Source organism: Paraburkholderia sp. EG304, assembly GCF_046543485.1.
Classification (GTDB): domain Bacteria; phylum Pseudomonadota; class Gammaproteobacteria; order Burkholderiales; family Burkholderiaceae; genus Paraburkholderia; species Paraburkholderia youngii.
In genome coordinates this window covers 1-25921 of sequence record NZ_JBKGUA010000007.1, presented here as the reverse complement: position 1 = coordinate 25921, position 25921 = coordinate 1, and the positions used below count along the sequence as shown (strand labels likewise).

21 protein-coding genes are annotated in these 25921 nt (G+C 65.1%); 12 read left to right on the top strand and 9 right to left on the bottom strand.

Annotation, left to right across the window (positions count from 1 at the left end):
• Positions 1-5: 5 nt before the first annotated feature.
• Positions 6-410, bottom strand: coding sequence for a heme-binding protein (locus ACLFKU_RS10850; RefSeq protein WP_368586253.1), 405 nt, complete (start codon positions 408-410; stop codon positions 6-8).
• 259 nt (positions 411-669) lie between these two features.
• Between ACLFKU_RS10850 and ACLFKU_RS10845 the strand changes: the two genes are divergently transcribed.
• Positions 670-1551 carry an MOSC domain-containing protein gene (locus tag ACLFKU_RS10845; protein WP_410849099.1) on the top strand — a complete coding sequence of 294 codons (882 nt, stop codon included), beginning with the start codon at positions 670-672 and terminating at the stop codon, positions 1549-1551.
• Positions 1552-1589: 38 nt separating this feature from the next.
• Here the strand turns inward: ACLFKU_RS10845 and cobA are convergent, their stop codons facing one another.
• Positions 1590-2390, bottom strand: coding sequence for a uroporphyrinogen-III C-methyltransferase (gene cobA / locus ACLFKU_RS10840; protein ID WP_410849098.1), 801 nt, complete (start codon positions 2388-2390; stop codon positions 1590-1592).
• Between the two features lie 573 nt (positions 2391-2963).
• Here cobA and nirB point away from each other — a divergent pair.
• The 6 genes from nirB (at position 2964) to ACLFKU_RS10810 (ending at position 12607) form a co-directional block, all read left to right on the top strand.
• Positions 2964-5504 carry a nitrite reductase large subunit NirB gene (nirB, locus tag ACLFKU_RS10835; protein ID WP_410849097.1) on the top strand — a complete coding sequence of 847 codons (2541 nt, stop codon included), beginning with the start codon at positions 2964-2966 and terminating at the stop codon, positions 5502-5504.
• A 39-nt stretch (positions 5505-5543) separates the two neighbouring features.
• Positions 5544-5909: a nitrite reductase small subunit NirD gene (gene nirD / locus ACLFKU_RS10830; RefSeq protein ID WP_410849096.1), complete on the top strand. Its 366-nt coding sequence runs from the start codon at positions 5544-5546 to the stop codon at positions 5907-5909.
• 49 nt (positions 5910-5958) lie between these two features.
• Positions 5959-10140: a molybdopterin-dependent oxidoreductase gene (locus ACLFKU_RS10825; RefSeq protein WP_410849095.1), complete on the top strand. Its 4182-nt coding sequence runs from the start codon at positions 5959-5961 to the stop codon at positions 10138-10140.
• 170 nt (positions 10141-10310) lie between these two features.
• On the top strand, positions 10311-11678 hold the full coding sequence (locus tag ACLFKU_RS10820; protein WP_410849094.1) for an MFS transporter: 1368 nt from the start codon (positions 10311-10313) through the stop codon (positions 11676-11678).
• A 118-nt stretch (positions 11679-11796) separates the two neighbouring features.
• A complete protein-coding gene (locus ACLFKU_RS10815; protein ID WP_410849093.1) occupies positions 11797-12258 on the top strand; it encodes an SRPBCC family protein in 462 nt (153 codons plus the stop codon).
• On the top strand, positions 12242-12607 hold the full coding sequence (locus ACLFKU_RS10810; RefSeq protein WP_410849092.1) for an ArsR/SmtB family transcription factor: 366 nt from the start codon (positions 12242-12244) through the stop codon (positions 12605-12607). The genes ACLFKU_RS10815 and ACLFKU_RS10810 overlap by 17 nt, the downstream gene beginning before the upstream one ends.
• A gap of 176 nt (positions 12608-12783) precedes the next feature.
• Here ACLFKU_RS10810 and ACLFKU_RS10805 read toward each other — a convergent pair whose 3' ends face one another.
• On the bottom strand, positions 12784-13149 hold the full coding sequence (locus tag ACLFKU_RS10805) for a hypothetical protein (protein WP_013089482.1): 366 nt from the start codon (positions 13147-13149) through the stop codon (positions 12784-12786).
• A gap of 251 nt (positions 13150-13400) precedes the next feature.
• Positions 13401-14198: a trans-aconitate 2-methyltransferase gene (gene tam / locus ACLFKU_RS10800; protein ID WP_410849091.1), complete on the bottom strand. Its 798-nt coding sequence runs from the start codon at positions 14196-14198 to the stop codon at positions 13401-13403.
• Between the two features lie 94 nt (positions 14199-14292).
• Between tam and ACLFKU_RS10795 the strand changes: the two genes are divergently transcribed.
• The 3 genes from ACLFKU_RS10795 to ACLFKU_RS10785 all read left to right on the top strand — a co-directional run bounded on the left by ACLFKU_RS10795 (position 14293) and on the right by ACLFKU_RS10785 (position 16402).
• Positions 14293-15192 carry a LysR substrate-binding domain-containing protein gene (locus ACLFKU_RS10795; protein WP_410849090.1) on the top strand — a complete coding sequence of 300 codons (900 nt, stop codon included), beginning with the start codon at positions 14293-14295 and terminating at the stop codon, positions 15190-15192.
• An 83-nt stretch (positions 15193-15275) separates the two neighbouring features.
• Positions 15276-15899, top strand: coding sequence for a glutathione S-transferase family protein (locus ACLFKU_RS10790; RefSeq protein WP_368586242.1), 624 nt, complete (start codon positions 15276-15278; stop codon positions 15897-15899).
• A 158-nt stretch (positions 15900-16057) separates the two neighbouring features.
• Positions 16058-16402, top strand: coding sequence for a hypothetical protein (locus ACLFKU_RS10785; protein ID WP_368586241.1), 345 nt, complete (start codon positions 16058-16060; stop codon positions 16400-16402).
• Between the two features lie 99 nt (positions 16403-16501).
• On the opposite strand, the gene fabV is transcribed toward ACLFKU_RS10785, so the two are convergent.
• Positions 16502-17698, bottom strand: a complete 1197-nt coding sequence (gene fabV, locus ACLFKU_RS10780; RefSeq protein WP_410849089.1) for an enoyl-ACP reductase FabV — start codon at positions 17696-17698, stop codon at positions 16502-16504.
• Positions 17699-17832: 134 nt separating this feature from the next.
• Between fabV and ACLFKU_RS10775 the strand changes: the two genes are divergently transcribed.
• A complete protein-coding gene (locus ACLFKU_RS10775) occupies positions 17833-20364 on the top strand; it encodes a transglycosylase domain-containing protein (protein WP_410849088.1) in 2532 nt (843 codons plus the stop codon).
• 53 nt (positions 20365-20417) lie between these two features.
• On the opposite strand, the gene ACLFKU_RS10770 is transcribed toward ACLFKU_RS10775, so the two are convergent.
• Entirely contained in the window at positions 20418-21770 is a 1353-nt protein-coding gene (locus ACLFKU_RS10770; protein ID WP_410849087.1) for an MFS transporter, read from the bottom strand.
• Between the two features lie 297 nt (positions 21771-22067).
• Here ACLFKU_RS10770 and ACLFKU_RS10765 point away from each other — a divergent pair, with 297 nt between their 5' ends.
• Positions 22068-22475 carry a hypothetical protein gene (locus ACLFKU_RS10765; RefSeq protein ID WP_410849086.1) on the top strand — a complete coding sequence of 136 codons (408 nt, stop codon included), beginning with the start codon at positions 22068-22070 and terminating at the stop codon, positions 22473-22475.
• Between the two features lie 72 nt (positions 22476-22547).
• Here ACLFKU_RS10765 and ACLFKU_RS10760 read toward each other — a convergent pair whose 3' ends face one another.
• The 3 genes from ACLFKU_RS10760 to ACLFKU_RS10750 all read right to left on the bottom strand — a co-directional run bounded on the left by ACLFKU_RS10760 (position 22548) and on the right by ACLFKU_RS10750 (position 25478).
• Positions 22548-22994: a cupin domain-containing protein gene (locus ACLFKU_RS10760; protein WP_410849085.1), complete on the bottom strand. Its 447-nt coding sequence runs from the start codon at positions 22992-22994 to the stop codon at positions 22548-22550.
• A gap of 4 nt (positions 22995-22998) precedes the next feature.
• The gene (locus ACLFKU_RS10755; protein ID WP_410849084.1) at positions 22999-23682 is read right to left on the bottom strand and encodes an FMN-dependent NADH-azoreductase; all 684 of its coding nucleotides are present in this window, start codon (positions 23680-23682) and stop codon (positions 22999-23001) included.
• Between the two features lie 116 nt (positions 23683-23798).
• Complete coding sequence (locus ACLFKU_RS10750; RefSeq protein WP_410849083.1) at positions 23799-25478, bottom strand: DNA-binding protein; 1680 nt, start codon at positions 25476-25478, stop codon at positions 23799-23801.
• Positions 25479-25921: the final 443 nt, after the last annotated feature.

The following is a 25921-nucleotide window of genomic DNA, read 5'->3' as shown; positions in this document are numbered from 1 at the left end:
GCGCTTTAAACGCCGAGCGCCTGAATGCCGGCCTTCGCGATCTGCGCATCCTGCTCCGACTTGACGCCCGACACGCCAACCGCGCCGACCACATGGCCGTCGACGATCACCGGCACGCCGCCCTCGAGCGTGCCCTGCAACGGTGCGCTGAGGAATGCGGTGCGGCCGTTGTTGATCATGTCTTCATAGACCTTGGTTTCGCGGCGGCCAAGCGCCGCGGTGCGCGCTTTCTCCGTCGCGATATACGAGGTGGCCGGCGCCGCGCCGTCCAGACGCAGCACCGCGAGCGGATGGCCGCCGTCGTCGGCGACGACGATTGCGACCGGCCACCTGTTCTTCTCGGCTTCCGCGCGCGCGGCATCGACAATGCGAGTCGTCTCGGCGACGGTCAACACGGGTTTGGTCAGCATAATGAATGTCCTGTCTCGGTGAGGGAAGGTGGCTTTTGTAGCTTCTTTCGGGAACGGGTCGATACGGCGCCTGCGCGCGCTTTCGCAGCTCCGCCGCATGCCGCATGCCCCGCGCCGGCGCCTGTCTGATCCGAAGATTCTACTTCCCGGCGCCTCAGCGCGGAACGGCAGCTTCCCTGGTCGCCATCACTGAAACACGCGCAGCGCTTTACAATCGCGTCTCCACCTGAAAACCGCGCTTCCCACGAGATCTCCGATCATGCCAACCATCAGCGAGCTGTTCGTCTATCCGATCAAATCCTGCGCGGGCATCCCGCTCGATCAGGCGCGCCTGCTGGCGACCGGCCTCGAATACGACCGCAACTGGATGATCGTCGATCCCGAAGGCGCGATGTTCACGCAGCGCGCGTATCCGCGCATGTCCCTGATTAAGGTCGAACTCGGCGCCGAGGATCTGATCGTCAACGCGCCGGGCATGCGTGAGCTGCGCACGCCGCTCGATGCCGCGCGCCTCGCCGGCGCGGCCAGGATCGATACCGCGGTGTGGCGCGACGCGGCCTACGGGCTCGACACCGGCGAAGCCACGGCGGCGTGGTTCACGGAGTTCCTCGGTCTGCCCGCGCGCTTGCTGCGCTTCGATCCGGAGCGCGAGCGCATCGTCGATCCGGACTACACGGACAGCACCGGCGGTGCGACGACCTTTTTTGCCGATGGCTTTCCGCTGCTGGTGGTCGGCCAGGCCTCGCTCGACGATCTGAACGCGCGCCTGAACCACAAAGGCGCGCCGTCGATCAGAATCGATCGCTTCCGGCCCAACATCGTGCTCACGGGCCTCGATGCCTACGAAGAGGACTATGTCGAGACGCTCGCCGTCGACACGGATGCGGATTCGAGCGCGCGCGTCGAGTTGCGTCTCGTCAAGCTGTGCTCGCGCTGTCCGATGCCGACCATCGATCAGGCGCGCGGCGCGCCCGATCCGGACTGGCCGAACGAGCCGACCGACACGATGCTCGGTTATCGCGTCAGCGACCGTTTCGACGGTGCGGTCACGTTCGGCAATAACGCGCTGGTCGCGAGCGGGGCGGGGGCCCGGCTGCGGGTCGGGCAGCAGGTCGACGTGGAGCTCGGGTTCGGCGATTGACTGGATGAAAGGCGGGCGAGGCCCGCTCCGATCGGATCTCAGGCCGCCCGCGCAATCGCCGCCGCGGGCAGCGTTTCTCCACCTTCTTCGCCGCGACCTTCGCGTTTCCAGCAAGGCGCTTCGGCGCTCTCGCCAACCGCATCGCCCACCAGAATCACCGCCGGACTGCCGAAGCCCGCGCCGAGCGCATCGGCGGCGAGCCGATCGAGCCGCGTCAACAGGCGCCGCTCGTCGCGGCCGCCGGCCCACTGCACGACCGCGGCCGGCGTGCCCGCCGGCAGGTGCGCGAGCAAGGCAGCGGCGATGCCGTCGACGCGCCGCATGCCCATATAGATCGCCAGCGTCGTGCGCGTCGCGGCGAGCGCGGCCCAGTCCGGCTCGCCGTGGTCTTCGGTGTGCGCGGTGACGAAGCTCACGCCGTGGCAGTGCCGCCGATGCGTGAGCGACATGCCGAGTCCCGCCGCGGCCGCGAAGCCCGACGAGATGCCGTTGACGATGTCGACCGCAAGGCCCGCGTCGCGCAGCACCGCTAGTTCCTCGCCCGCGCGGCCGAACAGCAGCGCTTCGCCGCCTTTGACGCGCACCACGTGCAGACCCTTCAGCGCATAACGCCGCATCAGCCGCTCGATGAACGCCTGCGGCGTCGAGCGGCAGCCGCCGCGTTTGCCGACGCGAATCACGCGCGCCTGCGGTGCGAGCGTCACGATGTCGGGATTCGCGAGGTCGTCGAGCAGCACGACGTCGGCGGCCGCGAGCGCCTTGACGGCCTTCAGCGTCAGCAAGTCGAGGTCGCCTGGGCCCGCGCTCAGTAGCGTGACCTTGCCGGTGTTGGTGTTCATGTTGTTCCTTGTGGCTAGAAACGAATACGGCGTCCGCCCGTGAAGATCACGAGGGGACGCCGTTGTCCATTGCGTTGCCGGTTGACGGTTGAATCTGCGCATCGCGACGACGTTGCCGCGATGAGGTTGCGCAGGACTAACGCAAGGACCACGCCATCGATCGAATCGAGGCGCGCAAGCCGCTGCCACACGCTGCGATTCACGCGGAAAACAGCGTCACGATCGCACCTGCGCGCACCTTCGTTTCGCACGTCCACAGTGCTGCGTCGCACCATCCCTGTGCTTTGCCGCATCAAAACGCGTCGCGCTCGGGATGCGCTCCGAAGCCGCGCGATTGGCGGCGAATCCCCGCCACACCGTGCTTTCCGGCGCATTTATCTAAATTGGCACAGCCTTTGCGAGAAGCGTTGCCATCGGACCAACGTGGGTTCGTCGCGCTTGCAGCACAATGCAGCGCCCCGCAGCACCCAACAGGACAACGGCGTCCCCCGGATTCAGCCCTCGGCTGGATTCGCGGGACGCCGTTTTTATTTCCGCAATCGCTTTCGCCAGACACCAAAGGACAGCGCGCTCATGAAAATCATCGTTATCGGTCACGGGATGGTCGGCCACAAACTGGTCGAATGCCTGGCGCAACAGGACGCGCACGATCTCGACATCACGGTGCTGGGCGAAGAATCGCGACCCGCCTACGATCGCGTGCATCTGTCCGAGTTCTTCTCGGGCAAGACCGCCGATGACCTGTCGCTCGTCGAGCCCGGCTTTTTCGAGCGCCACGGTGTGCAACTGAAGCTCAACGCGCGGGCCGTTGCGGTCGATCGCGACGCACGCACGGTGACGGTCGCGAGCGGCGAAACGCTGCCGTACGACCGCCTCGTGTTCGCGACCGGCTCCTATCCGTTCGTGCCGCCGGTGCCGGGCCGTGAGCGCGGCGATTGCTTCGTGTATCGAACGATCGACGATCTCGAAGCGATGCGCGAATGCGGCGCGCGCTCGAAAACGGGCACGGTGGTCGGCGGTGGCCTGCTCGGTCTCGAATGCGCGAAGGCGCTGCGCGATATGGGGCTGCAAACCCACGTGGTCGAATTCGCGCCGCGCCTGATGGCGGTGCAGGTCGACGACGGAGGCGGCCGCGTGCTGCGTGGCCGGATCGAAGAACTCGGCGTCACGGTGCACACGCACAAGAACACGACGGCGATCGTCGACGGCGAAGCGGGCACGCACCGCATGCAGTTCGCCGACGGCAGCCATCTCGACACCGACATGATCGTGTTCTCCGCGGGCATCCGTCCACGCGACGATCTGGCCCGCGCATGCGGCCTCGAACTCGGCGCGCGCGGCGGCATCGTCATCGACGACGCGTGCCGCACCAGCGATCCGCACATCTACGCGATCGGCGAATGCGCGCTGTGGGGCGGTCAGCTGTTCGGGCTCGTCGCGCCCGGCTACGAGATGGCGCGCGTGGTCGCGAAGCAGTTGCTGGGCGACTCGGCCGAATTCGCGGGTGCCGACATGAGCACCAAGCTGAAGCTGATGGGCGTCGACGTGGCCAGCATCGGCGACGCGCACGGTAATACGCCGGGCAGCCGCACCTACCAGTTCAGCGACGAGCGCAAGCAGATCTACAAGAAGCTCGTCGTGTCCGATTGCGGCAAGTATCTGCTCGGCGGCGTGATGGTCGGCGACGCGAGCGAATACGGCACGCTGCTGCAGATGATGCTGAACCGTATCGAGTTGCCCGCGTCGCCCGAATTCCTGATCCTGCCGCAAGCGGACGGCAGCGCGAAGCCGGCGCTCGGCGTCGAGGCGCTGCCCGCGGCCGCGCAGATCTGCTCGTGCAACAACGTGTCGAAGGGCGAGCTTTGCGCAGCCGTGTGCGCGGGCGCGACCGACATCGGCGCGTTGAAGAGCGCGACCGGCGCGGGCACCTCGTGCGGCGGTTGCGTGCCGCTCGTCACGCAAGTGATGAAGGCCGAGATGAAGAAGCAGGGCCTCGCGGTCAACAACCACGTCTGCGAGCACTTCCCGTATTCGCGCCAGGAGCTGTACCACCTCGTGCGCGTCGAGGGGCTGCGCAGTTTCGGCGCGCTGCTCGCGAAGCATGGCCGCGGGCTTGGTTGCGATATCTGCAAGCCGGCGGTCGCCAGCATTCTCGCGTCGTGCTGGAACGAATTCGTGCTGAAGAAGGAGCACGCATCGCTGCAGGACACCAACGACTACTACCTCGCGAACATCCAGCGCGACGGCACCTATTCGGTCGTGCCGCGCATGCCGGGCGGCGAAGTGACGCCCGACGGCCTGATCGCGGTCGCGCAGGTCGCCAAGAAATACGGCCTCTACACGAAGATCACCGGCGGTCAGCGTGTCGATCTATTCGGCGCGCGCGTCGAGCAATTGCCGTCGATCTGGGAAGAGCTGATCGCGGCCGGTTTCGAGTCGGGGCACGCGTATGGCAAATCGCTGCGCACCGTGAAATCGTGCGTCGGTTCGACGTGGTGCCGGTATGGCGTCGGCGATTCGGTCGGCCTCGCGGTCGAACTCGAGAATCGCTACAAGGGGCTGCGTACGCCGCACAAGATCAAGTTCGGCGTATCGGGCTGCACCCGCGAATGCGCGGAAGCGCAGGGCAAGGATGTCGGCGTGATCGCAACCGAGAAGGGCTGGAATCTGTACGTGTGCGGCAACGGCGGCATGAAGCCGCGTCACGCGGAACTGCTCGCCGCGGACCTCGATAAGGCGACGCTGGTGCGCTATATCGACCGCTTCCTGATGTTCTACGTGCGCACCGCCGACCGGCTGCAACGCACCAGCGTGTGGCGCGACAACCTCGAAGGCGGCCTCGACTATCTGATCGATGTGATCGTCAACGATCGCCTTGGCGTGGCCACCGAACTCGAAGCGGAGATGCAGCACGTGGTCGACACGTACGAGTGCGAATGGAAGAAGGCCGTCACCGATCCCGAAACACGCAAGCGCTTCCGTCATTTCGTCAACAGCGGCGAGTCCGATAGCAACGTCGCGTTCGTCGAGGAGCGCGGACAGATCCGGCCGGCCACGCCCGCCGAGCGGCAGGCGCCGCGCATCGAGATTCCCATTGTTGTCGAGACGGTTTGACCTCATCCGATTCCCGCTTAACTCTAAAGGAGCCCAGTCATGAAGAACGAACGCTTGCCCCGCGCGTGGACCGCGATCTGCGCACTCGAGGACATCGTGCCGAACACCGGCGTTTGCGCGCTCGTCAACGGCGAGCAGGTGGCCGTGTTTCACGTCGAAGGCGGTCAAGTGGAGTCGCCCGCCGCGCCCACGGTCTACGCGATCGAAAACTTCGATCCGGGTTCGCACGCGGCGGTGCTGTCGCGCGGACTCGTCGGCAGCCTCGGCGAGCGCATCGTGGTCGCGTCGCCGATCTACAAGCATCACTTCGATCTGCGCACCGGCGAATGCCTCGAAACGCCGTCGTATTCGGTCAGCGCGTTTGCCACGCGCGTCGAAAACGGCCAGGTGTGGGTCGCGGTTTGACGTAACGGCCTCGCTTCATCGTTCAGAGTTCTAACCAGATCATTCGCGCATGTCTGATACCAGCGTAAAGAGCGTGTGTCCTTATTGCGGCGTCGGTTGCGGCATGGTGCTGCACGTCGAGGACGGCCAGGTCGTGAAGATCGCTGGCGACAAGGAGCATCCGGCCAACTTTGGCCGGCTCTGCACCAAAGGGCAGTCGGCTCACGTCGCGCTGCGCAAGTCGGGGCGCCTCGAAGGCGCGTTCGTGCGTCATGCGCGCGACGAAGACCCGGCGCCGCTGCCGATGGCGCAGGCGTTGAGCGACACCGCGGCGCGTCTGCGGCGTGTGATCGACGAGCATGGTCCCGATGCGGTGTCGTTTTACGTGTCGGGGCAGATGTCGCTCGAAGCGCAGTATCTGGTCAACAAGCTCGCGAAGGGCTTTATCGGCACGAACAATATCGAAGCGAATTCGCGCCTGTGCATGGCGAGCGCGGCGAGCGGCTACAAGCTGTCGCTCGGCGCGGACGGGCCGCCCGGCTCGTACGAAGACTTCGATCACGCGGATCTGTTTTTCGTCAGCGGCGCGAATATGGCCGACTGTCATCCGATCCTGTTCCTGCGCATGATGGATCGCGTGAAGGCGGGCGCGAAGCTGATCGTCGTCGATCCGCGCCGCAACACGACCGCCGAGAAAGCCGATCTGTTCCTGCAGATCAAACCCGGCACCGACCTCGCGTTGCTGAACGGTCTGCTGCATCTGCTGCACGAAAACGGCGCAACCGATGCGGCTTTTATCGCCGAGCACACCGAGGGCTGGGACGCGATGCCCGCGTTTCTCGCCGGGTACACGCCGGAGAACGTTGCACGCATCACGGGCCTCGCCGTCGACGACATCCGTCGCGCCGCACAGATGATCGCGTCGGCCAAAGACTGGATGAGCTGCTGGACGATGGGCCTGAACCAGAGCACGCACGGCACGTGGCACACCAATGCGCTGTGCAATCTGCATCTGGCGACGGGCCGTATCTGCCGGCGCGGCAGTGGCCCGTTCTCGCTGACGGGCCAGCCGAACGCGATGGGCGGCCGCGAAATGGGCTACATGGGCCCCGGTTTGCCGGGTCAGCGTTCGGCGCTGGTCGCCGAAGATCGCGCGTTCATCGAAGCGCTGTGGGGCATCGCACCGGGCACGCTCAAAGCGGACGCGGGCAACGGCACGATCGACCTGTTCGCGCGCATGGCCGCGGGCGACATCAAGGCGTGCTGGATCATCTGCACGAATCCGGTCGCGACCGTCGCGAACCGGCAGACCGCGATCGCCGGTTTGCGCGCGGCCGAACTCGTGATCGCGCAGGACGCGTTCCTCGACACCGAAACGAATCGCTACGCCGACGTGCTGCTGCCAGGCGCTTTGTGGGCCGAAGCCGAAGGCGTGATGGTCAACTCGGAGCGCAATCTGACGCTGATGCAGCAGGCCATCGAACCGCCCGGCGCGGCATTGCCCGACTGGCAGATCATCGCGCGCATCGCGTGTGAAATGGGCTTTGCCGAGGCATTCAGCTATGCGAGCGCCGACGAAGTGTTCGCCGAACTCACGCGCGCGGCGAACCCGGCAACCGGCTACGACCTGCGCGGCGCGAGTCATCGCCGCTTGAAGGACGCGCCGCTGCAGTGGCCGATCCCGTCGGCGGATTCGTGCGAGCGCAATCCGCTTCGCTATCTGAATGACGGCGTGAGCCAGACGCTTAGGGAGGCTGAAGATGGCAGCCGCCCGCGCATTGCTTTTCCGACCGCGAGCGGCAGGGCGAAGTTTTTCGCACGCGCGTATGCGCCCGCGGCCGAGTTGCCCGATCGCGAGTTTCCGATCGTGTTGAACACGGGCCGCGTGCAGCATCAATGGCACACGATGACCAAGACCGGCAAGGTCGCGATGCTGAACAAGCTGAACCCGGGACCCTTCGTCGAGATTCATCCGCACGATGCGGCCGAACTCGGCATTCGCGCGAAAGACGCGGTCGAGATCCGTTCACGGCGCGGCCGCGCAGTGCTGCCCGCCGTCGTCACCGATCGGGTGAGCGCGGGGCAGTGCTTCGCGCCGATGCACTGGAACGACGTGTTCGGCGACGAGCTTTGCATCAACGCGGTGACCAACGACGCGGTCGATCCGGTTTCATTGCAGCCCGAACTGAAAGTCTGCGCGGTCGCGCTGAGTCCGGTGACGGCCGATCGCGTCGCGGACACACGCAACGACGACGCGCTCTCTACCCCCACCGACGCGGCGGTTTTAGCGCCCAGCGCCAAGGATCAACCCATGCCTCGTATCGAAGCCCTCACGACTTTGCTGCACTTGCCGCCCGAGCCCGTATCGATGTCCGCGCTCAGCGATCCGGAGCGCGCGTATCTGGCGGGTTTCGTGAGCGGCCTGCGTTCGTCCGAAGCGCAAGGCCTCGACAACGTACCGGTGCTGCCGCACAGCGCACCGTTCGATGCGGTGAAGCGGCTCTATGTCGATGGTCTGCTTGCGGGACTGTATAGCCGCAGCGCGACGACGGCCCGGGCTTCAGCCACCGCATTGCCGCCGCCTGCCGCGCAGGAAGAGGCCCGCGAATCGGGCGTGCGGATCGTGCGCACCCGGCCTAAGGTCGCGCTGTTGTGGGCCTCCCAAACCGGTAACACCGAATCGCTGACCGAGCGTTACGCGACGCGTCTGATGGAATCGGGCTTCGAAATCCGCACTGCGTGCATGGCCGACTATCCGTTCGCGGCGCTCGCGAAGGCGCAATACGTGTTGCTGATGACCAGCACGTTCGGCGACGGCGATGCGCCCGACAACGCGCAGGACTTCTGGACGCATCTGAACGCCGCCACAGCGCCGCGCCTCGATGGCGTGCGTTTCGCGGTGCTCGCGCTCGGCGATCGCAACTACGATCAGTTTTGCGGTCACGGCCGTCGGCTCGACGAGCGGCTCGCCGCGCAGGGCGCGCTGCGTCTCACCGAGCGCGTTGATTGCGACATCGACTATCAGTCGAGCGCAGATGCCTGGCTCGAACGCGTGATCGTCTGTATCAAGCAGGCGGATGCCGCACTGCACGCGGTGCCGCCGGGCGGCATGATCAACGCGGTGGTCGGCGCGGTACCGACCAAGGCGCGGCCAGCCGCGTCGCGCATCGTCGGCAATTTGCGACTGAACCGGCAGGGCGCCGTGAAGGATACGCGCTACGTGTCGCTGCAAACGGGCGAGACGACCCTCGAATACGAAGCGGGCGATGCGCTCGGCGTGTGGCCGAGCAACTGCCCCGAACTCGTCGACGAACTGATCACGCTGAGCGGTCTGCACGCGGAGGCCTCGGTGCACGTCACGGGTATCGGCGACATGCGGCTCGCCGATGCGCTCACCAAACATTACGAAATCGCGCGGCCGAGCGCCGAGGCACTTGCGTTCGTCGCCGCGCGCAGCCGCAACGGCGCGCTGGGCGATCTGCTCGCGCCCGAACGCAAGGCGGATCTGAAGCAATGGCTGTGGGGACAGCAGCTCGCCGACGTATTGCACGAGTTTCCGGTGAACCTCTCGGCCGCCGAACTCACCGGCATGCTGAAGCGCCTGCAGCCGCGTCTGTATTCGATCGCATCGAGCCCGAAGGCGCATCCGGGCGAGGTGCATCTGACGGTTTCGGCGGTGCGTTACAGCAACGGGCGGCGGCACCGCAAGGGTGTGTCGTCGACCTTTCTCGCGGATCGCGCAAGCGACACCGACGTCCCCGTGTTCGTGCAAAAGTCCGCGCACTTTCGTCCTCCTCATCACCCGGACACGCCGATGATCATGGTCGGTCCCGGCACCGGCATCGCACCGTTTCGCGGCTTTCTGCATGAACGGCAGGCACGTGGCGAGCGCGGGCGCAACTGGCTGTTCTTCGGCGAACAACATGCCGCGACCGACTTCTACTATCGCGACGAGCTCGAAGCGATGCGCGCGAGCGGTCTGCTGACCCGACTCGACGTCGCGTTCTCGCGCGACCAGGCCGACAAGATCTATGTGCAGGACCGCATGCGCGAACACGGTGCGCAACTGTGGGCATGGCTCGAAGACGGTGCGCATTTCTATGTATGCGGCGACGCGAACCGGATGGCACGCGATGTCGATGCGGCGCTGAAGGACATCATCACGACGCACGGCGGCATGAGCGAAGAGAAAGCACTCGAATACGTGAGTCGTCTGACGCGCGAAAAACGCTATGCACGCGACGTGTATTGAGCCACCGACGCATTTCGAAAAAGGCCTTAAAAAAGGCCTCAAAACACGCAGCATGATGGCATGACGCTTGCATACCGAGTCCCGGTTAAAACTCCGGGCGAGATGCCGGTGCAAAACACAAGTAACGTATCAACCGGACTACCAGGCATTTTATTTACCGAGGATCTCTGATGAAAAACGTGATGCACTCCCTGCGAAGTGGCGATTGGCGCGCACTGGTCGCCTGCTTTCTGTATTTCGACACGGGCTTCACCGTCTGGGTGCTGTATGGGCCGCTCGCGCCGTTCATCAGCAAGAGCATTGCGATGACGCCCGCGCAACAGGGTCTGCTCGTTGCGGTGCCGGTATTGTCCGCGGCGATTCTGCGCGTGACGCTTGGCAATCTGTATCAGTCCGCGCATGGCAAACGCATTGCGTTGATGGGCGTGTTGCTCTCGGCGGTTCCGACGATCGTGCTGCCGTTGCTGCAATCGGTGCCGTCGTATGAAACGCTGCTGGTGCTCGGCGTGTTCCTCGGCGTCGGCGGCGCCAGCTTCGCGGTCGCACTGCCGATGGCCGGCAGCAACTATCCGCCGAAGGTGCAGGGCCTCGTATTGGGGCTCGCCGCGGCCGGAAACATCGGCGCGGTGCTCGACGGCTTCCTGTTCCCTCAACTCGCAACGCGTTACGGTTGGCAGCTCGCCGCGGGCGGCGCCTCGCCGCTGCTCGCGATCGCCGCGATCACGCTGTACTTCTGGGCCAACGACGCAGGCGTTAAAACCGGCAGCGTGCTGCGCGCTTTCGGCAGCTTCGCGACGACGCTCGCCGGCCTGATCGTGCTCGTGCTGCTCGTCGAAGCGGGGCTGTTCGGCGCGGGCAAGACCGGCGTGCTGCTGTTGCCGGTGGTCGGCGCGCTGCTCGCGATCGCGGTGCTGCCGCAACGCTACCGCTCGGTGCTCGCCGAGCGCGATACGTGGGTCATCATGCTCGTCTATAGCATCACGTTCGGCGGTTTCGTCGGCATGTCCTCGTATGTGTCGCTGCTGCTGACCAACCTGTATCAACTGTCGAAGATCGACGCGGGTCTGTTCATGGCGCTGCTCGCCGCGACCGGCGCGATGGTGCGTCCGCTCGGCGGTCTGATTGCGGACCGCGTGTCGGGCGTGCGCGCGCTGACCGTGCTGCTCGCGATCATCGCGATTTGTGACTTCCTGTTCGCGACGGCGATGCCGTCGTTCGCGGGCGGCATCGCGTTGCTGCTGTGCATGTACGTCGCGTTCGGACTCGGCAATGGCGCGACGTTCCAGCTCGTGCCGCATCGCTGGGCCGGCCGCACTGGCCTGATGTCGGGCATCGTCGGCGCGGCGGGCGGCATCGGCGGCTTCTATCTGCCGGTCGTGATGGGCATCGCGAAGGAGAGCACCGGTAGCTATCAGATGGGCTTCGCGACGTTCGGCACGCTGTCGGCGTGCGCGTTCCTTGCGATCGTCGCGCTGCGCCGGCCGTGGATGGCGTGGTCGATGCAGGCCGGCGTCATGCATGCGCATGCGACTGAGTGAGGCACGGAGCGCGGCGCTCGGTCGAGCCGGCGCCGCGCGCATCATGCGCTGAAAAAAGCGCAGTCGAATGCTTGCATATCGGCGGCGGTGTTTCTAATATGCAGCCTGGAGGCTGCATATGAATTCATCGACCGATCGCATCGAAAAGCAGATTCTGTTGAAGGCGCCGCGCTCGCGCGTCTGGCGCGCGCTGGCCAACGCCGAGGAGTTCGGCAAGTGGTTCGGTGTGAACCTTGCCGGCAAGCAGTTCGTCGCCGGGCAATCCACGCAGGGGCACATCACCTATCCGGGCTACGAGCACCTGGTGATGGACGTGCTGGTCGAGCGTGTCGAGCCCGAGCATCATCTGTCGTGGCGCTGGCATCCGGCCGCGATCGACATCACGATCGACTACACGCCGGAGCCGACCACGCTCGTTGAATTCGATTTGAGCGAAGTCGAGTCCGGCACGCTGCTGCGCGTCGTCGAATCGGGCTTCGACCAGTTGCCGGTCGGGCGCCGCGCGGAAGCGTTCCGGCTGAACGACGGCGGCTGGGGACAGCAGATGCTCAATATCGAACGATATGTCGGCGCGGGTTAAGGCGGGCTCCGCGAAGGCGGGCCTCAAGGCGACGACGCTGCGCAATTCGGCGGCGGTGTTCGCGGCGCTCGGTGACGAGACGCGCCTGCGTCTCGTCGCGGCGTTGTGCGCGGGCAGCGCGATGTCGATCGCGCAACTGACGGCCGGCACCGACATCACGCGGCAGTCGGTCACGCAGCATCTGCAGGTGCTGGCCGACGCGGGGCTCGTACACGATGTGAAGGTCGGACGCGAGCGCCTGTGGGCATTCGAGCCCGCGCATCTCGACGCGGCGCGCCGTGCGCTCGACGAGATTTCGCGGCAGTGGGATCAGGCGCTGCTGAAGTTGAAGACGGTGGTGGAGAAATAAAGGGCGGGGCGGTCGCGGCGCTTGCGCGAACGAACAAAGATGACGCGCGACGGCGCGTAACGCATTTTTTACCGATTCCAAGCAGCGCAGCGTGCGGGCTAGAGCGGAACAACGCAAAAGGGGCCAAAAATTGGCCCCCAAAACACCGCAAAAAAGGAAGAAAAGCCAGCCCGCGGCTAATCGGCGATCCGCTTGTCGGCTAGCGCGCTCTGACAGTCGGCGATCACCTGCCGGACGAGCCGGGCTTGCGGATCGAGTTCGTCGGTATCGAGAATTTCCTCGACCGCGTCGCGCGCCCAATCGGTATCCACGAAGCGCGCGTGGCGCCGCGCGATTTCGACCGCGGTGGCCGACAGCTTCGCGATGCACAGCCAGTCGGCTTCGCGCGCGCGGCGGTCGAGCCACTTGTGCGCGGACTGCACGTGAAACGCCGCGTCGGGCCAGTCTTCGTTCAGATAATAAGCGCCGAGGCTTCCGCATGTGAGCCAGCACAACAGCTCAAGGCGGTCACGGGGACTCAGATGTTGGCGTACATCACTCATGGCGACGCTCGCTGCAGTAAATGGCTTCCCGGTGAGGCCGGCGGGCGCCGTCCTCCGCTTTTTATACACATTAGCATGCGGAATTCCCGGGCGGCAATTCCTGACCAACCCTAGCGTGCGGCACCGCAACAGGCGAGCTTTCGGGCGAGGCATCCGCGACGTGCGCGGGACCCCCGGTCGAGCCCGCAGCATTCGCCGCCCCCCCCCCGCCGCGCGGCGCTCAGCGGCTTGCGCGGTTTCCGGGCGCGGACTCAGCGTTGGCCGCGCGTCGCGACGATGAAAAGCCGCGGAAACGGCAGCAGCACCGTGCCATCGGCGAGCGCCGGGTAGGCTTTGGCGATTTCGTCGCGATAACGTTGAAGAAACGCGCTGCGTTCGGCGTCGTCGAGCGCGGCGAGAAACGGCCGCAGCGCGCTGCCCTTGAACCATTCGACCACTGCGTCGGCGCCCGCGAGCGGGTGGTGATAGACCGTGCGCCACACGTCGACGCGCGCGCACAGCGGCTTGAGCAGCGCGTAGTACCAGTTCGCGTCGTGGCGCAGGGTGCGCTCGACGCCCATCAGCCTGGGCGCCCAAGGCCCGTCGGCGGCGATTTCGCGCAGCAGCCGGTGCGCCGGTTCGTCGAGATTGGCGGGCATCTGCACGGCGAGGCTGCCGCCCGTGGCCAGTTTTGCGACCAGCGCGGGGAACAGCCGCTCGTGGTCAGGCACCCATTGCAGCACCGCGTTCGCGAGGATCACGTCGAAGGGGCCACGGGCGTCCCACGCCGACACGTCGCCGATGTCGAAGCGCAATTGCGGCAGCCGCCGACGGGCCGCCGCGATCATGTCGGCCGAGCTGTCGATGCCGCTGACCGACGCGCCCGGCACCCGCTCGGCCAGCATCTCGGTCGAGTTGCCCGGGCCGCAGCCGATATCGACCGCGAGCCGCGCACCTTCCAACGGCACCGCCGCGAGCAGATCGCGCACCGGCCGCGTGCGCTCGTTCTCGAACAGCGTGTACTGCTTCGCGTGCCAATCGCTGTGCTCGTTGGTCGTTTTGCCGGTCATCTTTGGCTCCTTCGTGGGGTTCGTTGCGGCCATTCTCGGCCGCGATCAGCCCCGAGTAAAATGAATTTATGATTCCCATTACTTCATTTTTCTAATGAAAATCGACACGCTCGGCGTACAGGCATTCGTCGCGATTGCCGATCGCGGCAGCTTCCAGAGCGCGGCGGATTCGCTGCACGTGACGCAAACCGCGATCACGCAGCGGCTGCGCAAGCTCGAAACCTATCTCGGCGTGACGCTGATCGAGCGCACCACGCGTTCGATGGCGCTCACCGAAATCGGCCGCAATTTTCTGCCGCAGGCGCGCCGGCTGCTCGGCGAGCTGGCCGACGCGCTCGTCGAAATCCGCGAAACGGGGATCGCGCGACGCGGCGACGTGTCGATCGCGTGTGTGCCGACCGTCGGCGTGCAATATCTGCCGCGCATCCTGCAGGCGTATTCGGCGCGCTATCCGCACAATCGCATCAAGATTCTCGATCACGCGTCGTCGGCGGTGGAAGAGGCAGTGTTGCGCAGGGAGGTCGAGTTCGGCATCAATATCGCGCGCGAGCATCATCCGGATCTCGCTACCGTGCCGCTCACCGAAGACCGCTATGTGCTGATCTGCCACGAAGACCATCCGCTCGCGAAGCGGCGGCGCATCGCGTGGCGGCAGTTGCAGGCGTTCCCGCTGATTTTCGCCGGCGAGGTCAGCGGCAACCGAGCGCTGCTCGACGTCGCGTTGGCATCGAGCGAGCTCGCGCTGCGGTCGTTCTACGAAGTGCAGCGCAGTTCGACCGCGGTCGGGCTCGTCGCGCAGCGTGTCGGCGCGGCCGTGGTGCCCGCGCTCGCGCTGCAGAAGGGCGCGTATCCGAGCGTGCGAACGGTCGAGCTCACGCAGCCGACCGTGTCGCGCACGCTGGTGCTGGTCGCGCGCAAGACCGCGCAGTTGTCGCCGGCCGCACAGGCGCTGTACGACATGATCCGCGAACAGGCGACGCTGAAAAGCGGATGACGCCGCGCCGCGCGCAAGGCAAACTCACTGGCTGCTGAGTTTGATTCCCTCAACCGTTCTACCGACGCGAGATACAACAACTGATGCTGCAGATACTCGGCAAGACCACCTCTATCAACGTGCGCAAGGTGCTGTGGACCTGCGCGGAACTGGGGCTCGCGTTCGAACAGGAAGACTGGGGCTCGGGCTTTCGCTCGACCGATGTCGCCGAATTCCGCGCGCTGAATCCGAATGCGATGGTTCCCGTGATTCGCGACGGCGACTTCGTGCTGTGGGAGTCGAACTCGATCATCCGTTACCTCGCGAACCGATATCGCGGTGACGCGCTGTATCCGGCCGATCCGGTCGAGCGCGCGCGCTGCGATCAATGGATCGACTGGCAGGCGAGCGAATTGAACCGCTCGTGGAGTTACGCGTTTCTCGCACTCGTGCGGCACTCGCCCGAGCATCAGGACCCGCGGCAGATCGCCGCGTCGTGCGCGAACTGGTCCAGGCATATGGCGATCGTCGAGCAGCAACTCGCGCGCACCGGCGCTTATATCGCGGGCGACGCGTTCTCGCTCGCCGATATTCCGATCGCGCTGTCCGCGAACCGCTGGCTCGAAACGCCGCAGCAGCACGACGATTTGCCGGCGGTAGCCGCTTATATGGCGCGCCTCGCCGAGCGCGACGGGTATCGCAGCTATTGCCGTAACGGCACGCCGTAATCATCGATTCGTGCGAGCGTCGGCAGACCCGCGGATGCTGGCAGATCCCACCCTCAATGCTTACGCATTGCTTTCGAATTGAAGCACCTGACGGCTGCTGCGCGTGCAGCCCGCGTCGCCTACAATGGCGCCCATTTAGCGACATTGAAGGTCCAACGATGCGGGTAACAAAATTCGCGCTGGCTGTGCTGACGGCGTGCTTCACTCTGAACGCGAGCGCCGAGATGACTGCCGCGCAATACAAGAAATGGGCGCACGCCGACAACAACTCGATCTATGCGGCGTACATCACCGGCACGATCAACGCGTTCGGCTGGGCGAACGGCGATCTGGTCTCGCGCAAACAGCGGCAGCTGTTCTGTCCGCCAGAAACGCTCGCGATCGGCAACCAGACGGTTTATCCGCTGCTCGATGCGTTCTTCGCGAACCACCCGGGCATTTCCGACGATTTTCCGATCGGGCTCGCGATTCTGCGCTCATTGCAGGGCGCGTATCCGTGCTGACGTGTGTGCGGAAGGGGTGAGGGGAGGGAGTAAGGGGAGGCAGTCGAGCGGGGGCAACAGCAGGGGCGAACTCGCGATGCGGGCCCGCCCCTCGGGGAATCAAACCTGCACGAGATTCGGAATCTGCACGTCCGGATTGACGTCCGCCTCGTAGTCGACGCCCTTCATTTCAAAGCCGAACAGACGCAGGAAATCGGTCTTGTAGCCGGCGAAGTCAGTGAGTTCGTAGATGTTGTCGTTGGTCACCTGGTTCCAAAGCTCCTGCACGCGGCCTTGCACCTGCGGATCGAGTTCCTTGTAGTCGGCGCGCAGACGGCCCTCGTCGTCCAGATGCGGCTGGCTGCCATAGAGACTGTCCTTGTACAGGCCGTACACCTGTTCGATGCAGCCTTCGTGCGTGCCTTTTTCCTTCATCACCTTGAAGAGCAGCGACAGATACAGCGGCATCATCGGAATCGCCGAGCTTGCCTGCGTGACGACCGCCTTCAGCACCGCGACACGCGCATCGCCGCCTTTGGCCGCGAGCTTTGCGCGGATGCCGAGCACCTTCTGGTCGAGATCCTTCTTGGCCGCGCCGATCGAGCCGTTCCAGTAGATGTCGTGCGTGATCTTCTCGCCGAGGTAGGTGAATGCGGTGGTCTTCGCGCCGTCGGCGAGCACACCGGCTTCGCCCAGCGCGTCCATCCACATCTGCCAGTCCTCGCCGCCCATCACCGCGACCGTGTGCGCGATTTCTTCCGGCGTCGCCGGTTCGAGCACGGTTTCCTTGATCACTTCCTTGTCGGTATCGATGCCGCGCAGATTGACTGCCTTGCCGATCGGCTTTAGCACCGAGCTGAACACTTCGCCCGTTTTCGGGTGCTGGCGCTTCGGCGCCGCGAGGCTGTAGACGACCAGATCGACCTGGCCGAGATCGCGTTTGATCACTTCGATGGTGCGCGCCTTCACTTCGTCGGAGAACGCGTCGCCGTTGATGCTGGTCGCGTACAGGCCTTCGGCGGTGGCGAACTTCTCGAACGCCGCGGTGTTGTACCAGCCGGCCGTGCCCGCCTTGGTTTCGCTGCCCGCGCGCTCGAAGAACACGCCGAGGGTCGACGCGCCCGAGCCGAACGCGGCGCTGATGCGCGCGGCGAGGCCGTAGCCGGTCGACGCGCCGATCACGAGCACCTTCTTCGGGCCGTTGGCGATGGGGCCGCGTGCCTTCACATACTCGATCTGTTCCTTGACGTTGGCTTCGCAGCCGGTCGGATGGGTCGATACACAGATGAAGCCACGCACACGCGGTTTGATGATCATGAAGCACCTCTTGTCGGAATTGGCGACATTATAGTGGCCCCGCCGAGGCCGCACGCCATCCCGCGAAGGGAGCAAAAATCGGCGCACCCCCCACATCTTGGTACGATTGCGCCTTTCCCAGCCGACGACAGTACGTGAAGCGCCTCTTTTCCTCCTTTCTGGCGGCCCTCGACAAAGGGCTGACCCTCGCGAACCCGCTGTTCGCGAAGGCCGCGTGGCATCTGCGCCACCCGACCCGCCGCACGTTCGCATGGGGGCTCGCCGCGCTGCCGGTGCTGTTCGTGCTGTACGTGCTGCTGCTGATTCCGTTCACGCCGAGCATCGGCGACATCCGCAAGGCGAAGATCGAGCAGCCCGCGCAGATCCTGTCGGCGGACGGCAAGCTGCTCGCCGAGTTCAAACCGTCGAACCGCGAGTGGGTCAAGCTGAAGGACATCTCGCCGAACGTCGTCAACGCGCTGATCGCGACCGAGGATCACCGCTTCTATCAGCATTTCGGGCTGGACTGGCGCCGCACCGCTTCGGCCGCGCTGCACACGTTTTCCGGCGACCGTCAGGGTGGCTCGACAATTACCCAGCAGCTCGCGCGCAATCTGTATCCGGATGAAATCGGCCGCGCGCCGACGCTGACGCGCAAGCTGAAGGAAGCGATCACCGCGCTGAAGATCGAGGCGTTCTACACGAAGGACGAGATCCTCGAAACCTACCTGAACACGGTACCGTTCCTGTACAACGCGTACGGCATCGAAATGGCCGCGCGTACCTATTTCGACAAGTCCGCGTCGGAGCTGAACGTGCTCGAAGCGGCGACGCTGACCGGCATGCTGAAGGGCAACGCGTACTACAACCCGGTGCTGAACCCCGAGCGCGCGTTGCAGCGGCGCAATACGGTGCTCGCGCAACTGGTCAAGTACGGCAAGCTGACGCCCGCGCAGTACGACGGGCTCGCCCGCAAGCCGCTGCGTCTGGACTTCGAGCGCCAGATCGAGCCGCCCGGACCCGCGCCGCATTTCACGCAGCAACTGCGCAAATGGCTGGTCGCGTGGGCCGATCGCAACGACTACAACATCTATTCTGATGGACTCGTCGTGCGCACGACGATCGACTCGCGCCTCCAGACGATGGCGACCCAGGCGGTCACGCTGCACGGCAACCAGTTGCAGAACATCGCGAACTCGGCGTGGGGCACGCGCGCGGGCTGCTCGGCGGACAAGGACCTGCTGCGCACGTTCCTGCGCGAAACGCCCGACTTCCGCGCGGCCAAAGACACGGGCCTGTCCGACGACGACGCGCTCAAACAGCTGTTCGCCGATCGCAAGCTCGTGCAAAGCGTGTGCGACACGAAGACGCGCGTGCAGGCCGACTTCCTCGCGATGGACCCGCGTACCGGCGAGATCAAGGCGTGGGTCGGCAGCCGCGACTTTGGCGTCGATCCGTTCGATCACGTGCAGCAGGCGCGCCGTCAGCCGGGCTCGACGTTCAAGCCGTTCGTGTACGCGGCGGCCTTCGAGGCCGGCGCGAAGCCCGACGACAAACTGCCCGACAATCCGGTCCAGATCGAACTCGCCGGCGGCGAACTCTGGAAGCCGAACGACGAGGACGAGCCGAGCGGCCGCATGATCAGCCTGCGCGATGCGCTCGCGTATTCGCGCAACCGCATCACCGCACAGGTGATGGAGTCGGTCGGTCCGAACCGGGTCGCGAAACTCGCGCGCGCGATGGGCGTACGCGACAGCCAGCTCGACCCGGTGCCGTCGCTCGCGCTCGGCACGAGCCCGGTCACGCTGAAGGAAATGGTGTCGGCGTATGGCACGATCGCGAACCTCGGCGGCTACGTCGAGCCGCTGATGGTCACGCGCATCGAGGACCGCAACGGCAACCTGCTGGCCGAATTCAGCCCGGCCACACCGAAGCGCGAGTTGCCCGCCGACGCAGCGCGCACGCTCGTCGACGTGATGCGCGACGTGGTCAGCCGCGGCACCGGCGCGAGCATCCGCACGCGCTTTGGCGTGCGCGGCGACGTGGCGGGCAAGACCGGCACGACCCAGGGCAACGCGGATGGCTGGTTCATCCTGATGCAGCCGCAACTGGTGGCGGGGGCGTGGGTCGGCTTCAACGACAGCCGCGTGACGTTGCGCAGTGACTACTGGGGGCAGGGCGCGCATAGCGCGCTGCCGATCGTAGGCGATTTCTTCCAGCGCGCGCAGCGCTCGCGGCTCGTCGACAGCCACATGAAGTTCGATACCGCGCAGCAGCCCGGCTGGTTGGCCGAGCGCGCCGAACGCTTGCGCAACTGGATCGAGAACCTGTTCACGCGCACGCCGACGCAGCCGGACAAACCGGTCGTGGCGCGTGCTCCGGCGCGGCGTGCGCCGGTGGCGCCGGTGCAGCCGCCGGCGTCTGCCGTGGCCTCCCCGGCGGGGTCAGAGGCAGCGGGTGCGTCCGCGGTGCCGGGCGAAGTGCGCGAATTGCCGCCGTTGCTGCCGGCGCCTGGGTCGGGGCCGGAAGGGGCTCCCACGACGCCGCCCGGCAATACCGTCGACGGTGAAACCCGTGGCGGTGGTGCGGCCGCGCTCGCGCCGACCCCGACGCCAGACGACGTCGTGCCGCCCGATGCGGGCGCTCAGGGCGGCGCAGGGTCGAACAACGGCAGCGCGGTGAACTGAATCCGACCCGGGCGCGCTGCCCGGGTGCGTATCGAACTGGGTGAGGCAGAAGGCTAGGACCTCGCGACGCCCGTTTCACCCGACGGCCGCGCATGCGGATTCCCATGCACCGTCTCGAGCGACGTGTCGTGATGCAGCAGCAACACTGCCGCCATCCCGATCAGCCCCGCGCCCGAGAGGCATAGCAGCCCCGCGCCGAAGCCGCCGGTGCTGTCCTTGATCCAGCCCATCGCGAACGGGCCGAAAAAACCCGCCAGATTGCCGAGCGAATTGATCGCGGCGATGCCGCCCGCGGCCGCCGCGCCCGACAGGAACGCGGCCGGCAAGGTCCAGATCACCGGCAGGCAACCGAAGATGCCGAAGCCGGCAATCGATAGCGCAACCATCTTCAAGACCGGATTGTCGAGCCCGGCCGCGACCGCGATGCCGCCCGCCGCAATGAACAGCGCGATCGCGACGTGCCAGCGGCGCTCGAGGTGTCGATCCGAATGCCGCCCCCACACGATCATGCCGATCAGCCCGACGACGTACGGCAGCGACGTGACGAAACCCGTCTGCAGATTGGTCAGACCGAACGCCTTCACGATCTGCGGCAGGAAGAAGCTCAGGCCGTAGTTGGTCGCGTTCGCGCCGAAATAGATCAGCGCGATGGCGAGCACGCGCGGATTTATCAGCGCCTCCTTCACGCTGAAGTGGCGCACCGCCTCGCGATGCTCACGCTCCTGCTTCTGGCGCGCGATCAGCCATTCGCGCTCCTCGGTGCTGAGCCAGGTGGCATCGGCGGGCTTGTCCGTCAGATAGAGCAGTACCGCGACCGACAGCAATACCGCGGGCGCCGCCTCAATCAGATACAGCCACTGCCAGCCGCCGAGTCCACCGATGCCGTCGAGCGACAGCAGTGCGCCGGAGATCGGGCCGCCGATCACCGTCGACAGCGGAATCGCCGCCATGAAATAGCCGACCACGCGCCCGCGATACGCGGCCGGAAACCACAAGGTCAGCAGAAAAATGATGCCCGGGAAAAAACCGGCCTCGGCGATGCCGAGCATGATGCGCAGGCCGTAAAACACGTGCGCGGGCGAGAGCCCGGTGAAGCGCGCGATGTCCGGGATGAAGGCCATCGCGCCCGCGAGGATGCCCCACGAGAACATGATCCGCGCGATCCAGCGGCGTGCGCCGAATCGTTCGAGCAGCAGGTTCGACGGCACTTCGAAAAAGAAGTACGCGAGAAAGAACACGCCCGCGCCGAAGCCGAACGCGCTCGCGGAAAGATCGAGCGCCTTGTTCATCTGCAACGCCGCGAAGCCGACGTTGACGCGATCCAGATAAGCGATGAAGTAGCAGAGCATCAGAAACGGGATGAGCCGCATCGTGACGCGATGAAGGGTACGTGCCTCGAGATCCATATGTGTCTCCTCCGGTTCGGCGACCGGTGTATGCCGCTATGTGGTGGGGGTCCGTCCGCGGTTCGATATGCCTGTCTGTCGAACAGGCATCGCTACAGACTAAACGCTCCAAAGGGATTCTGGAAGCTCTTTCGTGAACCACATGGTCCGCTCATTGCGGACTTCGTCGCGGCATCGTGCTCGTGACCATTGTTAAGAGCCGCGCAACAGTGTTTTCGGTTGTATCGGCTGATCTTGCGCGAACGATTCCGGATAATTACTGCCTGACTAATCAGTTAAAAATGCAGGTGATCCACGATGTCGAATCAGGGTTCGGACAGTCTTGCCGGAGCGTGCGCAACGGTGCGGGTATGCGAAGCCGAGTGCGCCGCGCGAGTGGCGAGCGCAGAAAGGAAGAGGGCGCCGCTGCTCACGCGTGTGAGCGCAGCGGTCGCAGTGGCGCTCGCGTGCGCGAGTCTCGTCGGCTGCGCGTCCAGCACGGATGTGGTCGCGAGCGGCAAGCCCGGCAGCTATACGGTCGCCGCTAGCGCGACCGGCGGGCGCATGGCCTGGGCGCGCGCGCACGAACTCGCGATGAACGAGGCGCGCGACTACTGCGATCGTCGCGGCATGCAAAGCAGTGTGAACAGGGAGACGGTCAGCGGCGTCAGGGCGATGACCGAGCACGCGTCGTCGGTCAGCTTCGAGTGTCATCCGCGCTTCTGATGCGGCGTTGCGCGCGCATCGTTGCACCTGCATCGATGCGCGCGGGCGGCGAGGGCCGCCGCACGATGACGATCACTTTTTATCGAACGTCACCAGGTGTTGGTCGTTCGTATCCGCGACGAAAATCGCGAGCAGTTTTGCCGGCTCGGTCGTGCTCGCGTTCTCGCTGACCATGTGATGCGCGCCGGGCTTCTCGGTCCACGATTCGCCCGCATGGTAGACGCGCTCCCCGCCGCTATCGACGCGGCTGCGGATCGCGCCCGACAGCACATAGCCCACCACGAACGCCTGGCCATGCCGATGCGGCGCCGACTTGCCGCCCGGCGCATAGTCGACGACGAGCGCGGTCATCGTCTTGCCCGGCACGTTCGCGATCGGGACGGCGAAGGCGGGGGCGATGGTTTCGTGAGGGGCTGCGCTCGCCCGGGCGGTCTCGGCGGCATAGGCGGACTGCCATGCGCCCGTGATCGCCACGCCGGCCAGCAGCGCAGACGCGAATAGAGTGCGGATCGTGTTCATAGCTTCACTCCACGTCGGCCTGGCACAACGCCTCGGCTTGCTGGTTTGCCACCCGTTCGCCTTGCGCCCACTGCGCCGCAACCGCGGCCAATTCTCCACGCGCACGTTCGAGCGCCACGGCCCGCGCCTCGGGATTGGCGAACTGCAGCGGCTGCGCATCGACGAAAGTCGGCGCGGCGACGCCAAGAAAACCGAATGCCGCCTTCAGCGCCGGCGTCAGCGCATCCATCGATTCATACGGCGAGCCCGCGCGCAGATCCGCGCCGCGGCTCGTGATGAACAATGCCTTGTGCCGGCCAAGCTGACCGACGATGCGGCCGTCTTCCGCGTGCAGGTAGGTCACGCCGGTCCGCGTGACGCTGTCGATGAACGCCTTGAACGCCGAGGGCATCGACCAGTTGTACATCGGCATGGCGAACACCAGCGCGTCGGCGGCGAGCAGGCGTGCGCACAGCGCATCCGATGACGCCAGCGTCGCTTTCATCGCCGGCGTGCGCTCTTGCGCGGCGGTGTAGGTGGCGATCGCGAACGCTTCGGAGACGTGCGGTGGTGTGTCGACTGTCACGTCCAGATAGTCGACGTCGAACTTGACGCGCTCTTCGCGCAGACGCTCGAGAAAATAGCGGGCGAGCGCGCGGGAATTGGATCGCTCGCGCTTCGCGCTGGCGTCGACGTGCAAGATTTTCATGAGGGCCGTCCTTGCGGTGGGTTTAACGTGAGCTCAGGTTAAACGGTCGACTGGCTTCGTGGAATAACCGGTTTTGTCGAATTCAAGGTAGCCGCTTGTGCCGCTTTTGCGCGTTGTTACGACTCGTGTGATTTAGCGCTGGCCGAGCGTTTGACGAACGGTCCGCCTGAGAAACCCGCCACTGCGCGGCCTTGCGCGGGCGATTTTTCGCGGGCGCGGCGGGCAGGGCGCGCGGACGTTTTTTCTGTTCGCGCCGTCTCGATCTGCCGCGACAGCGTGTCGATACGCTGGCGCAACAGGTCGGCCGCAGCCACGCGTTCGGCCAGCAACGCGTCCTTTTCCGCAAGCTGCCCGCGGGTCTCCGCGTGCCGTGCAACCGAGGCAGCCAGTTCCGCCTTCGATGCGGCCAGCTCGTCCCGCAGCGCGTCGCGCTCGGTTCGCGATTCGGCTTCGAGCGTCGCCGCCCGCTCGTGACTCGCCTGAAGCTCCTTGCGCAGACGTTGCGCCGCGGCACGTTCTCCTTCGATTTCGAGTAATGCGCGCTTTTCCGCCGCGGCGAGCCGCTGCTCGTTCTGCTCGTGCGAGCGGCGCAGCTTCGCGAGTTCGTCGGCGAAATCGCGGCGGGCATCGGCGAGCGCGGCGGCGCCTGCCGCGATTTCTTCCTTCGATGCCGTCAGTTGCGACGTCAGCATGTCGTTGGCCGTCTGCAGTTCGACGATGCGCGCCTCGAGGCCGGCTAGCCGCGCGCGCAGGGTCGCGGCGTCGTTGGCCGACTGCTCGGCCCGGTCGACGGCTTCCTGACGCTGCCTGTCCCGTTGCTCGGCCTGTTCTTGCGCCGCGGCGATCTGGGCGTCGGCGTCCTGCCTGAACACGTCCAGCGCGGCGTTCGCGGCGTCGCTGGACAGACGCCACATCTGCGCTGCGAAGTCGCCGGCTGCCGCTGCGACCTCGGGCGGCAAATCCGGACGGCCGACGTCGACACGCGTTTTGTCGCGCACGTCGGTCCAGAAATCGCGCAACGCCTTGGCCGGCGCGCTCATGCTGCCTTTGCGGACTAATTGATACAGCCGATTGGCGGTCGGCGTTTCGCCGTAGCGGAAAAACAGCAACGCGCAGACCTCACGATAAAGCGTCTGCGTGTCGGACGCGTTTTGACGGACGACTTCGATGTCGGCTTCGAGGGTCATGGTGGAAGCGGCCAAGAAATGTTGATGCGTTGATAATACAACGTAAAATGCATGGAATGCTACATAGACGCGTCCTACACACGACATTAGTACTATAATGTCGTGTGTATGATCCGCCGCCCGAGACACCGCAGCGCTGAGCGTTTGTTTGCACAATTTTGTTACTGGCTTTTGCACAAATGTGTAACCCATCGACTCGAGGCCCCTGGCCAATAGGAATTCGATTAATTCGAGTTCCTCTTTCATGAGTCGGATCGGCGTGTCATCGGAACTTCTGCTTGGGCCTGATCGAGCCGCCTGAGCGCGGCCATCAAACCGGTGTTTTTTCGCGCGGGCTGACGCGATTGAATGTCGTTTGATCGGTTCGCTCACGGTGACAACTGAGGCTTTGCTGGGACGGGTGGGCGACCTGATGTCGTGATGCCGTCTTTCCGGCTCCAAATGCCGCCCCGCGCTCTTCCCATCCGTGATGGGGCCCCTCCTTTTGGCGAGGGCGACCCTCCTTGTGGCGGTCGCGAACCCAGCGGATGAGAAAACGCCCCGATCAACTCTGGGCCGCCACGCCCAACGCACCGTAAAGTCTGGACACGCCCGGCTGGAACTTAACATCGACGTGCTCGTGAAATTTGCGCGCTGCTGCCGCCTCGCGGTCCCTGCAAAGGAGGGAACTGCGTGGTGCTGATTTGCTAGCAAAAGAAACGACGCTAATGCGCGGATGGTTCTCATTCATCGGAGCCTCGCGCATCGTCTGTAAACAGTCGATAGCATGACGCGTCATGAGAGTTCGGCGAAAGCGAGCCGATAAGGGGCTCTTAGATTCGGCTATCGGAACGATGTTTTCTTCGCGCATAGCGACGCGCACGAGACGTCGTATGCCGTTAGACACCGACAATGAACCCGTATGTATTAGTTCGTAGTACATACTTGTCAAAGCCATTTTGAAATGTCCGCTTACTGGCCAAGTTCAAATGTCCGCTTTTAGGGGGTGGGAATCGGTCTCTCACCCGGTTTTTATTCACGCAGTGTCGAAGGATAGCGTTTGAACTGGCAGG

Excerpts from the sequence above, each read along its gene's own strand:
- ACLFKU_RS10770 (WP_410849087.1), bottom strand. The coding sequence starts at position 21,770 with ATGGATCTCGAGGCACGTACCCTTCATCGCGTCACGATGCGGCTCATC.
- nirB (WP_410849097.1), top strand. The coding sequence starts at position 2,964 with ATGAAAATCATCGTTATCGGTCACGGGATGGTCGGCCACAAACTGGTC.
- ACLFKU_RS10785 (WP_368586241.1), top strand. The coding sequence starts at position 16,058 with ATGCGGGTAACAAAATTCGCGCTGGCTGTGCTGACGGCGTGCTTCACT.
- ACLFKU_RS10790 (WP_368586242.1), top strand. The coding sequence starts at position 15,276 with ATGCTGCAGATACTCGGCAAGACCACCTCTATCAACGTGCGCAAGGTG.
- ACLFKU_RS10845 (WP_410849099.1), top strand. The coding sequence starts at position 670 with ATGCCAACCATCAGCGAGCTGTTCGTCTATCCGATCAAATCCTGCGCG.
- ACLFKU_RS10750 (WP_410849083.1), bottom strand. The coding sequence starts at position 25,478 with ATGTTAAGTTCCAGCCGGGCGTGTCCAGACTTTACGGTGCGTTGGGCG.
- ACLFKU_RS10815 (WP_410849093.1), top strand. The coding sequence starts at position 11,797 with ATGAATTCATCGACCGATCGCATCGAAAAGCAGATTCTGTTGAAGGCG.
- ACLFKU_RS10820 (WP_410849094.1), top strand. The coding sequence starts at position 10,311 with ATGAAAAACGTGATGCACTCCCTGCGAAGTGGCGATTGGCGCGCACTG.
- ACLFKU_RS10795 (WP_410849090.1), top strand. The coding sequence starts at position 14,293 with ATGAAAATCGACACGCTCGGCGTACAGGCATTCGTCGCGATTGCCGAT.
- cobA (WP_410849098.1), bottom strand. The coding sequence starts at position 2,390 with ATGAACACCAACACCGGCAAGGTCACGCTACTGAGCGCGGGCCCAGGC.
- tam (WP_410849091.1), bottom strand. The coding sequence starts at position 14,198 with ATGACCGGCAAAACGACCAACGAGCACAGCGATTGGCACGCGAAGCAG.
- ACLFKU_RS10825 (WP_410849095.1), top strand. The coding sequence starts at position 5,959 with ATGTCTGATACCAGCGTAAAGAGCGTGTGTCCTTATTGCGGCGTCGGT.
- ACLFKU_RS10765 (WP_410849086.1), top strand. The coding sequence starts at position 22,068 with ATGTCGAATCAGGGTTCGGACAGTCTTGCCGGAGCGTGCGCAACGGTG.
- ACLFKU_RS10850 (WP_368586253.1), bottom strand. The coding sequence starts at position 410 with ATGCTGACCAAACCCGTGTTGACCGTCGCCGAGACGACTCGCATTGTC.
- nirD (WP_410849096.1), top strand. The coding sequence starts at position 5,544 with ATGAAGAACGAACGCTTGCCCCGCGCGTGGACCGCGATCTGCGCACTC.
- fabV (WP_410849089.1), bottom strand. The coding sequence starts at position 17,698 with ATGATCATCAAACCGCGTGTGCGTGGCTTCATCTGTGTATCGACCCAT.
- ACLFKU_RS10760 (WP_410849085.1), bottom strand. The coding sequence starts at position 22,994 with ATGAACACGATCCGCACTCTATTCGCGTCTGCGCTGCTGGCCGGCGTG.
- ACLFKU_RS10755 (WP_410849084.1), bottom strand. The coding sequence starts at position 23,682 with ATGAAAATCTTGCACGTCGACGCCAGCGCGAAGCGCGAGCGATCCAAT.
- ACLFKU_RS10810 (WP_410849092.1), top strand. The coding sequence starts at position 12,242 with ATGTCGGCGCGGGTTAAGGCGGGCTCCGCGAAGGCGGGCCTCAAGGCG.
- ACLFKU_RS10805 (WP_013089482.1), bottom strand. The coding sequence starts at position 13,149 with ATGAGTGATGTACGCCAACATCTGAGTCCCCGTGACCGCCTTGAGCTG.